Origin of the sequence: Roseicyclus sp. (assembly GCF_052168335.1) — a bacterium.
Lineage (GTDB): Bacteria > Pseudomonadota > Alphaproteobacteria > Rhodobacterales > Rhodobacteraceae > Roseibacterium.
Genome location: NZ_JBQLZP010000147.1, coordinates 1 through 7,908, shown reverse-complemented (window position 1 = coordinate 7,908; position 7,908 = coordinate 1). Strand labels below are relative to the sequence as shown.

Sequence of the window (7,908 nt, the reverse complement as noted above, 5' to 3'; positions counted from 1 at the left end):
CTCCGCTTCCGTGACCAGAAGAAGTATCCCGACCGCCTTCGCGCCGCCCAGAAGTCGACCGGCGAGACCGAGGCGATGCTCGTCGCCGAGGGCGAGATCGGGCGCACGCCCATCGTCGCCGCGGCGCAGGACTTCTCGTTCATGGGCGGGTCGATGGGGATGTATGTCGGCAACGCGATCATCGCGGCGGCCGAGCGCGCGGTGAAGCTGAAGCGGCCCCTCATCCTGTTCTCCGCCGCGGGCGGGGCGCGGATGCAGGAGGGCATCCTCAGCCTCATGCAGATGCCGCGCACCACCGTCGCCGTGCAGATGCTGAAGGAGGCGGGGCTGCCCTACATCGTGGTGCTGACGCATCCGACGACCGGCGGCGTCACGGCCTCCTACGCGATGCTGGGCGACGTGCAGATCGCGGAGCCGAACGCGCTCATCTGCTTCGCCGGGCCCCGCGTGATCGAGCAGACGATCCGCGAGAAGCTGCCAGAGGGCTTCCAGCGCGCCGAATACCTGCTCGACCACGGGATGCTCGATCGCGTGACGCCGCGCAAGGACCTGCGGGACGAACTCATCCGCATCACGCGGATGCTCATGGGCCTCGGCCCGGCCGTGATGGGCGACCTTCCCGCGCCCGAGCCCCAGGCCGGGGACGCCGGCCAGCCGTGAGCGGACGCACATCCGACATCCTCCTCCAGCGGATGATGTCGCTTCACCCCAAGCTGATCGACCTGACGCTCGACCGGATGTGGCGCATCCTGGGCGCGCTCGATCATCCCGAGCGGCGGCTTCCGCCGGTCATCCACATCGCGGGCACGAACGGCAAGGGCTCGACGCTGGCCATGATCCGCGCGGGGCTGGAGGGATCGGGGGCGTCCGTCCATGCCTATACCTCGCCGCATCTCGTGCGCTTCCACGAGCGCATCCGGCTGGCGGGAGATCTGATAGAAGAAGACCGCCTGTCGGAAGTGCTCGACCGCTGCCTCGCGGCGAACGGGCCGGACCCGATCACCTATTTCGAGATCACGACCGCCGCCGCCTTCGTGGCCTTCGCCGAGGTGACGGCCGACTGGACGCTGCTCGAGGTCGGGCTCGGCGGGCGGCTCGACGCGACGAACGTGATCGAGACGCCGCGCCTCACGGTCATCACGCCGGTCGACATGGACCACCAGCAGTTCCTCGGCGACACGATCGAGCGGATCGCCGCCGAGAAGGCGGGCATCATCAAGGGCCGCGTCCCCGTCGTCGTCGGACGGCAGGAGGAGGCGGCGCTCGAGGTGATCGAGGACCGCGCCGCGCGGCTCGGCGCGCCGGTCCTGGCCTGGGGCCAGCACTGGACCGTGCGGGAGGAGCGCGGCCGCCTCGTCTTCGAGGACGAAACCGGGCTTCTGGACCTGCCGCTTCCCGTCCTGCGCGGGCGCCACCAGGTGGAGAACGCGGGCATCGCGCTCGCCTCGCTCCGGGCGCTCGGCCTCGGGGAGGCGGCCTGCGAGGCCGCGCTGACCCGCGCCGAATGGCCCGCGCGGATGCAGCGGCTGCGCCGCGGTCCCCTGATCGACGCCGCGCCGCAGGCGGAGTTCTGGCTCGACGGCGGGCACAATCCGCACGCCGCCCGTGCCATCGCCGCCCTGCTGCGCGACATGCCGCGGCGTCCCACGCACCTCGTCTGCGGGATGCTGAACACCAAGGACGTTGCGGGCTACATGCGCCCCTTCGCCGGGCTGGTCGAGCGGCTCTGGGCCGTGTCGATCCCCGGCCAGACCGCGACCCTCCCCTCCGACACGACCGCGGATGCGGCGCGCGCCGCAGGTCTCGCCGCGACCGAGGCGACCGACGTGGCCGAAGCCGTCCGCGAGATCGCGCGGACCGAGCCCGACGCGCGCATCCTCATCTGCGGCTCGCTCTACCTCGCGGGCGAGATCCTTTCCAAGAACGGGTGAATCCCCACCTTGACCGCGCCCCCGTGCGCGCGGGACACTCTACCCATGCGAAGCGCCATCCTCGCCGCAATCCTCCTCGCCGCCACGGCCACGGCGGCCGCGCCCTCGGGCACGTCGCGGTTCCAGTTCTGCTGGATCGGCGCCGGCGGCTACACGATGGAGGGCATCATCGGCTTCCCCTCCGAACGGCTGGGGACCGGGATCATCACCCAGGACGACGTGACCGAGTTCGCGATCTGGGGCTATCTCGACGGCGTGCCGGTCGGCTCATGGGACATGGAGGACCGCACCACCGACACGAGCTGGACGCTGTTCTTCGACACCAGCGCCATCGCCTTCCCGATGGGCGGGCACTTCCTCGAGCAGTCCTACCAGGAATGGAACGCCAACGGCCGCGTCGACGATTGCGGCGTGCCCGGCTTCGGCTTCAACGGCGGCAACTGGGCGCAGGACGTCTGCATCGACAACGTCTGGATCCGCGAGAGCTCGATCGACCCCGACACGCCGCTTCCGGCGCAGGCGATGGACCAGCCCCTGTCGTGCAGCGCGGTCCTGCCGCTCAGCTGAGGGGCCGCGAGAGCTCGAAGGCGAGCGACAGCAGCAGGATCGCCCCGATCCACGACGCCGCCACGCGGAGCGCGATGCGCGGGGCGGAACCGGGCCAGCCCGCGAGAACGGCTTGCGAGAGGCCGGCGGCCAGCGCCGCCGCGAGGTTCACGCCGAAGAGGAGCCCGGCATGGGCGGGCCAGGGCAGGTCGAGGAACCCGTGCCCCTGAAGCGCGACGGCGAGCGACCCGAACCCGCAGGTCACGGACGAGAGGTAGGCGAGCCAAGCAGGCACCCTGCGAAGGAGCGCGGCGGAGACCGCGACGAGGACGCCGCCCGCAATGAGCGGCAGGGCCGCGCCGGGACCGGCGAGCGGCGCGAGGACCAGCCCTGCCACCTGCGCGACGAGAAACACGGGCCACGCGCGCAGGAGGCCGTCGCGCTGCCAGAGCGACAGGAGGAGCCCCAGCGCCAGCAGCGGCAACAGCAGCGCGGGCCCGGTCAGAACCGCAAGCGCGCCCCCGAGGAACAGGCCGTAGGCGTCCGCCCCGGGCTCGAAGGCATGCGCGAAGGCCGGACCCGCCGCCAGCGAGGCGGCAAGAACCGGACCCGCCGAAACCCGGTTCAGGCGAGACCGAAGAGGAAGGCCGCGCCGACGAGCGCGATCGCCCCTCCCGCCCCGCGCACCGCGAACCTGCCCGACTCCGACCGCGTCAGCAGGCCCAGCGCGATCCCCGCGAGGTGCAGGAGGCCGGTGCCGACGACGAAGCCCGCCGCGTAGCCGTAGGGGCTGAAGGCCTCGGGCAGTTCGGTCCCGTGGGCATGGCCGTGGAAGATGGCGAAGACGCCGACGATCACCCCCGCCACCCAGATCGGCGCCCGGACCGCGAAGGCGACCAGAAGGCCGAGGATCACGCCCGACAGCGCGATCCCGGCCTCGACGGCCGGCAGCGGCACGCCGAGGACACCGAGCGCGCCGCCGAAGGCCATCACCAGCGGGAAGACGACGGGCAGCACCCAGACCGGTGGCGCCCCGAGGAACGCGCCCCAGAGGCCGACGGCGACCATCGCCACGACGTGATCCCAGCCGAGGATCGGGTGCCAGAACCCCGACGCGAAGCCGGTGTTTATGCCCTCGCCGGTATGCGCGCCCGCCTGGGCGGCGATCAGCAGAAGGGGAAGCGCAAGGAGGACGGCGCGGGAGGGAGGTTTGTTGGGGATCATGGCAGGGCTCCGGACCTTGGATGGCGCCACGATAGAGGCGCCTCTCTCCCGGTCAACGATCCCGGCGGTCGCAGGTCTTTTCCGGCCCCTGAAACCTTTCTGCCTGCCGTTCCGTGGCTCGGAGGACCGGCCCGCGACGCGCGCCGGCATCCGACACGCACCAGGAAAGGAAACGCCATGACCTTGCGCCAAACCGCCACCACCGCAACCGCCCTCGCCGCGCTCGCCGCAGGCCCGCTCCTCGCGGACGGACACGACACCATCACCGGGTATGTCCTCTCGGGCGACGGCGGCAGCCTCTCGGTGATGGCCGATATCGCCGACCCCGGCCGCGTCGTGACCCATGCGCTGTCGACACCGCTCGGCGCCATCGCCTGGCGGCCGGTGACGGGGGAACTCCTCGGCATCGCGGACGGGACCGTCTTCGCCGTCGATCCGGCGACGGGCGCGCTGACCGACCTCGGGGCCGAGGCCGTGGACGACGCCCGCCTGGCCGGAGGCACCATGGCCGGGTTCGACTTCAACAACGCGATCGACGCGGTCAGGGCGGTCTCCACCGCAGGCGACAACCTCGTCTACTTTCCCGAGGGCTTCGGCGACGGCGACGCGCGCGCCGGAAGCCTCCGGCGCTTCACCCCGCTCGCCTACGCGGAGGGCGACGCCAATGCGGGCGCCGCGCCGATGGTCTTCGCCAACGCCTACACGAACGCGATCGCAGGGATGACCGCATCCTCGACGCAGCAATATGCCCTCGACGCGGAAGCGGACGCGCTGGTGACGCTCGCCAACAACGAGGGCACGCTCGCGACGGTCGCCCCCGTCACGGTCGACGGAATGGCGATGGACCTCTCGGCCATGGGCGGCTTCGACATCGTCTCGCCGGAGGAGGGCACGGACATGGCCTATGCCGTCCTTCAGGCCGAGGGCGCAGCGACGGCGGGCCTCTACGCCATCGACCTCGCGACCGGCGCGGCGACGCTTGTGGCCGATCTCGGGATGGGCGGCGTCTCCGGCTTCGCCGCGTCCCTCGGGGGCATGTGACCTCAGCGCCGGCCGGGGCGCGACCCGCCCCGGCCGAAGGGCTTCTCCGGCGCCGCCCCGAACTGGAGGGGCAACGCGCCGAAGAGACCCCCCTCCGCCCCGCCCCAGTTCCGCATCCAGGTCAAGGGCTCGGCCAGCGCGCCGCCCGCCTCCCACGCGAAGTAGCCCAGCGCGCCCGCCGCCGGGACCGGATCGCAGGGCACCGGATCGCGCAGCAGAAGCCCCGCCTCGCCCCCGAACCAGGGGCTGTCGCTCCCGGTGACAACGCGAACGACCTCGACCGTTCCGATGATCGCGCGGCGCGGCAGCTCGTCGGGGCGCGGCCCCGTTACGCCGTCCCGCGCCCAGCGCTAGGCAAGATACGCGTATTCCGCCTGCTTCATGCCCGAGGCCGCATGGATCGCGATGCGCCCCGGCCCCATCCGCCCCGCCCGGATCGCGCCGAGCGAGCGGTTCTCCACGTCCTTGCCGCCATGGATGATCGCCCAGGCCGAGGGCTGGCGCACGGAAAGGGCGATGGGCGGCAACGCGGTCATGCGCGGGATCTAGGCGTCCCGCCCGGCACGGCCACCGGCTCAGGCGCGCCCGGTCCCCCACTCGGCGCCCTGCATCTCGCGCAGGCGGCTGGCCGTGCGCTCGAACTCGAAGGCGCCCTCGCCCTCGACGTACAGCATCTCGGGCTCCGCCTCGGCCGAGGCGATCAGGCGCACATGTCCCTCGTAGAGCGCGTCGATCAGCGTGACGAAGCGCTTCGCCTCGTTGAAGCGGCTCGAGTCGAGCCGCGGGATGTCCTCGATCACGAGGAGCTTCACCGCGCCCACCAGCGCGAGATAGTCGGCCGGGCCGAGCGGCTGGCCGCAGAGCTCCCAGAAGGTGCAGCGCGCCATGCCCGCCCAGTAGCGCGGCAAGTGGACGCGACGCCCCTTCACCTCGAGGACCAGCTCCTCCTCCCGCCCGTGGGTCAACTCGCGCCAGATCGCGTTCAGCGACCGGTTCGCCGCCCGGTCGAGCGGCGTGAACCAGACCGGCGTGCCGGCCAGCCGGTCCTGCCGGTAATCCGTCATCGCCTCCAGCTCGTCCACCTCGAGCTTCTCCTCGATCAGCCGGATGAAGGGCAGGAAGAGGTCGCGGTTCAGACCGTCCTTGTAGAGGTCGCGCGGATGCCGGTTCGAGGTCGTCACCACGACGACGCCCGCGGCGAAGAGCTTCTCGAAGAGCCGCCCGACGATCATCGCGTCGGCGATGTCGGTGATCTGCATCTCGTCGAAACAGAGGAGGCGGATCTTCGCAGCGATCCCTTCCGCCACCGGCCGGATCGCATCGTCGACGCCCGTCTTCCGCGCCTCGTGAAGGGCCGCCTGCACCTCCTGCATGAAGGCGTGGAAATGCACCCGGCGCTTGGCCTCGATCCCGGCATGGGCGAAGAAGAGGTCCATCAGCATCGACTTGCCGCGCCCCACCCCGCCCCAGAGATAGAGGCCCTGCTTGCCCGCGGGCTCGGCCCGGCGGAAGCGCGACAGGAACCCCTTCCGCTCCGGCGCCTCGAGCTTCTCGCGCAACTCCTCCAGCCGCAGGAGCGCCGCGCGCTGCGCCGGATCGGGGCGGAGCATCCCCTCCGCCACGCGGGTGTCGTAGATCGCCTGAAGATGCTGGCCCATGCGCCTCTCCTAGCGCGGGTCGCGCGGCCAGGGCCACAGGAAACTGGGGGCCGCCCGGGGCTGCTGCATCCCATCAAGAAATGACATTTGCCCGCGCCCGCGGACCGCGCTAACCCTCTGCCGGGCAAGGGAACAAGCGCATGGCACGGCAGGCCTCCATCCTCACCCCCGTCCTCGTCGGGGGCTCCTTCATCATCCTCATCAGCTTCGCCATCCGGGCGAGCTTCGGGGTGTTCCAGATCCCCGTGGCGGAGGAGTTCGGCTGGCTCCGCGCCGAGTTCAGCCTCGCCATCGCCATCCAGAACCTCGCCTGGGGCATCGGCCAGCCGGTCTTCGCCGCCATCGCCGAACGCTTCGGCGACCGCAAGGCCATCGTCCTCGGCGCGCTCTTCTACGCCGCGGGCCTCGTCCTGACCGCCATGGCGGTGACGCCGGGCGGCCACCAGGTCCTTGCCATCCTCGTGGGCTTCGGCGTGGCGGGCACGGGCTTCGGCGTGATCCTCGCGATGGTCGGCCGCGCCGCCTCCGACGCGCACCGCTCGCTCGCGCTCGGCATCGCAACCGCCGCGGGCTCCGCCGGCCAGGTCGTCGGCGCGCCGCTCGCCGAGGCTCTGCTGACCGTCATGCCCTGGCAGGGCGTCTTCCTCGTCTTCGCCGGCCTCGTCCTCGCGTCGCTCCTCTTCCTGCCGATGCTGCGCAGCCCCGCACCCGCCAGCCGCGCCGAATTGCTGGAGAGCATGGGCGAGGTCCTCGGAAAGGCCTTCCGCGACCCGACCTTCACGCTCATCTTCGTGGGCTTCTTCTCCTGCGGCTACCAGCTCGGCTTCGTCACCGCGCATTTCCCCGCCTTCGTGACCGAACTCTGCGGCCCGATCGAGCCCGGCTCCATGCTCCACGGCCTCGGCATCACCACGACCTCGGCGCTCGGCGCCGTCGCCATCGCGCTCATCGGCCTCGCCAACATCGCGGGCACGATCCTCGCGGGCTGGCTCGGCAGCCGCTTCCCCCGCAAGTACCTCCTCGCGTGCATCTACACCGGACGCACCATCGCCGCCGCGATCTTCATCCTCCTGCCGATCACGCCGCTCAGCGTCATCGTCTTCTCCCTCGTCATGGGCGCGCTCTGGCTGGCGACCGTGCCGCTGACCTCCGGCCTCGTCGGCTACATCTACGGGCTGCGCTACATGGGCACGCTCTACGGCATCGTGTTCTTCAGCCACCAGCTCGGCAGCTTCCTCGGCGTCTGGCTCGGCGGCTGGATGTACGACCTTTACGGCGACTACACGGCGGTCTGGTGGATCGGCGTCGGCGTCGGCGCGCTCAGCGCGGTCGTCCACCTCCCCGTCCGCGAGAGCCCCCTGAAGGACCGCGCGCCGGCCGCCCTCGCCGCCTGATCTTCATCTTTCTCCAAATACGCGGGGGAGCGCGAGGGGGTGAAACCCCCTCGCACCGGTCGATGCCGAAGGCATCGACACCCCAAGAGGGATCGGCGCCGAGGGCGGCGCCTC

Annotated in this window: 10 protein-coding genes; 5 read left to right on the top strand and 5 right to left on the bottom strand. The window is 71.5% G+C overall.

The annotated features are described in order from the left end of the window. The 3 genes from ACTS11_RS04585 to ACTS11_RS04575 form a co-directional block, all read left to right on the top strand. A partial coding sequence (locus ACTS11_RS04585; protein ID WP_442639164.1) for an acetyl-CoA carboxylase carboxyltransferase subunit beta occupies positions 1-660 on the top strand: 660 nt, incomplete at its 5' end. After that, complete coding sequence (locus ACTS11_RS04580) at positions 657-1,931, top strand: bifunctional folylpolyglutamate synthase/dihydrofolate synthase (protein ID WP_442639163.1); 1,275 nt, start codon at positions 657-659, stop codon at positions 1,929-1,931. The genes ACTS11_RS04585 and ACTS11_RS04580, both read left to right, overlap by 4 nt. Before the next feature lie 45 nt (positions 1,932-1,976). Continuing rightward, positions 1,977-2,498 carry a hypothetical protein gene (locus ACTS11_RS04575; RefSeq protein WP_442639162.1) on the top strand — a complete coding sequence of 174 codons (522 nt, stop codon included), beginning with the start codon at positions 1,977-1,979 and terminating at the stop codon, positions 2,496-2,498. Here the strand turns inward: ACTS11_RS04575 and ACTS11_RS04570 are convergent. Both ACTS11_RS04570 and ACTS11_RS04565 read right to left on the bottom strand, forming a co-directional pair. Next, the gene (locus tag ACTS11_RS04570; RefSeq protein ID WP_442639161.1) at positions 2,491-2,961 is read right to left on the bottom strand and encodes a hypothetical protein; all 471 of its coding nucleotides are present in this window, start codon (positions 2,959-2,961) and stop codon (positions 2,491-2,493) included. The two genes, ACTS11_RS04575 and ACTS11_RS04570, sit on opposite strands and share 8 nt — an antisense overlap. 140 nt (positions 2,962-3,101) lie before the next feature. After that, positions 3,102-3,701 carry a HupE/UreJ family protein gene (locus ACTS11_RS04565; protein WP_442639160.1) on the bottom strand — a complete coding sequence of 200 codons (600 nt, stop codon included), beginning with the start codon at positions 3,699-3,701 and terminating at the stop codon, positions 3,102-3,104. Positions 3,702-3,878: 177 nt separating this feature from the next. Between ACTS11_RS04565 and ACTS11_RS04560 the strand changes: the two genes are divergently transcribed. Continuing rightward, positions 3,879-4,742, top strand: coding sequence for a DUF4394 domain-containing protein (locus ACTS11_RS04560; RefSeq protein ID WP_442639159.1), 864 nt, complete (start codon positions 3,879-3,881; stop codon positions 4,740-4,742). A gap of 2 nt (positions 4,743-4,744) precedes the next feature. Here the strand turns inward: ACTS11_RS04560 and ACTS11_RS04555 are convergent, their stop codons facing one another. From ACTS11_RS04555 to zapE, 3 genes are all read right to left on the bottom strand, one after another. Next, the gene (locus tag ACTS11_RS04555; protein ID WP_442639158.1) at positions 4,745-4,945 is read right to left on the bottom strand and encodes a hypothetical protein; all 201 of its coding nucleotides are present in this window, start codon (positions 4,943-4,945) and stop codon (positions 4,745-4,747) included. Positions 4,946-5,092: 147 nt separating this feature from the next. Then, complete coding sequence (locus ACTS11_RS04550; RefSeq protein WP_442639157.1) at positions 5,093-5,278, bottom strand: hypothetical protein; 186 nt, start codon at positions 5,276-5,278, stop codon at positions 5,093-5,095. Positions 5,279-5,317: 39 nt separating this feature from the next. Then, on the bottom strand, positions 5,318-6,400 hold the full coding sequence (gene zapE / locus ACTS11_RS04545; RefSeq protein WP_442639156.1) for a cell division protein ZapE: 1,083 nt from the start codon (positions 6,398-6,400) through the stop codon (positions 5,318-5,320). Positions 6,401-6,540: 140 nt separating this feature from the next. On the opposite strand from zapE, the gene ACTS11_RS04540 reads away from it, so the two are divergent. Beyond that, positions 6,541-7,794, top strand: a complete 1,254-nt coding sequence (locus ACTS11_RS04540) for an MFS transporter (protein ID WP_442639155.1) — start codon at positions 6,541-6,543, stop codon at positions 7,792-7,794. Positions 7,795-7,908: the final 114 nt, after the last annotated feature.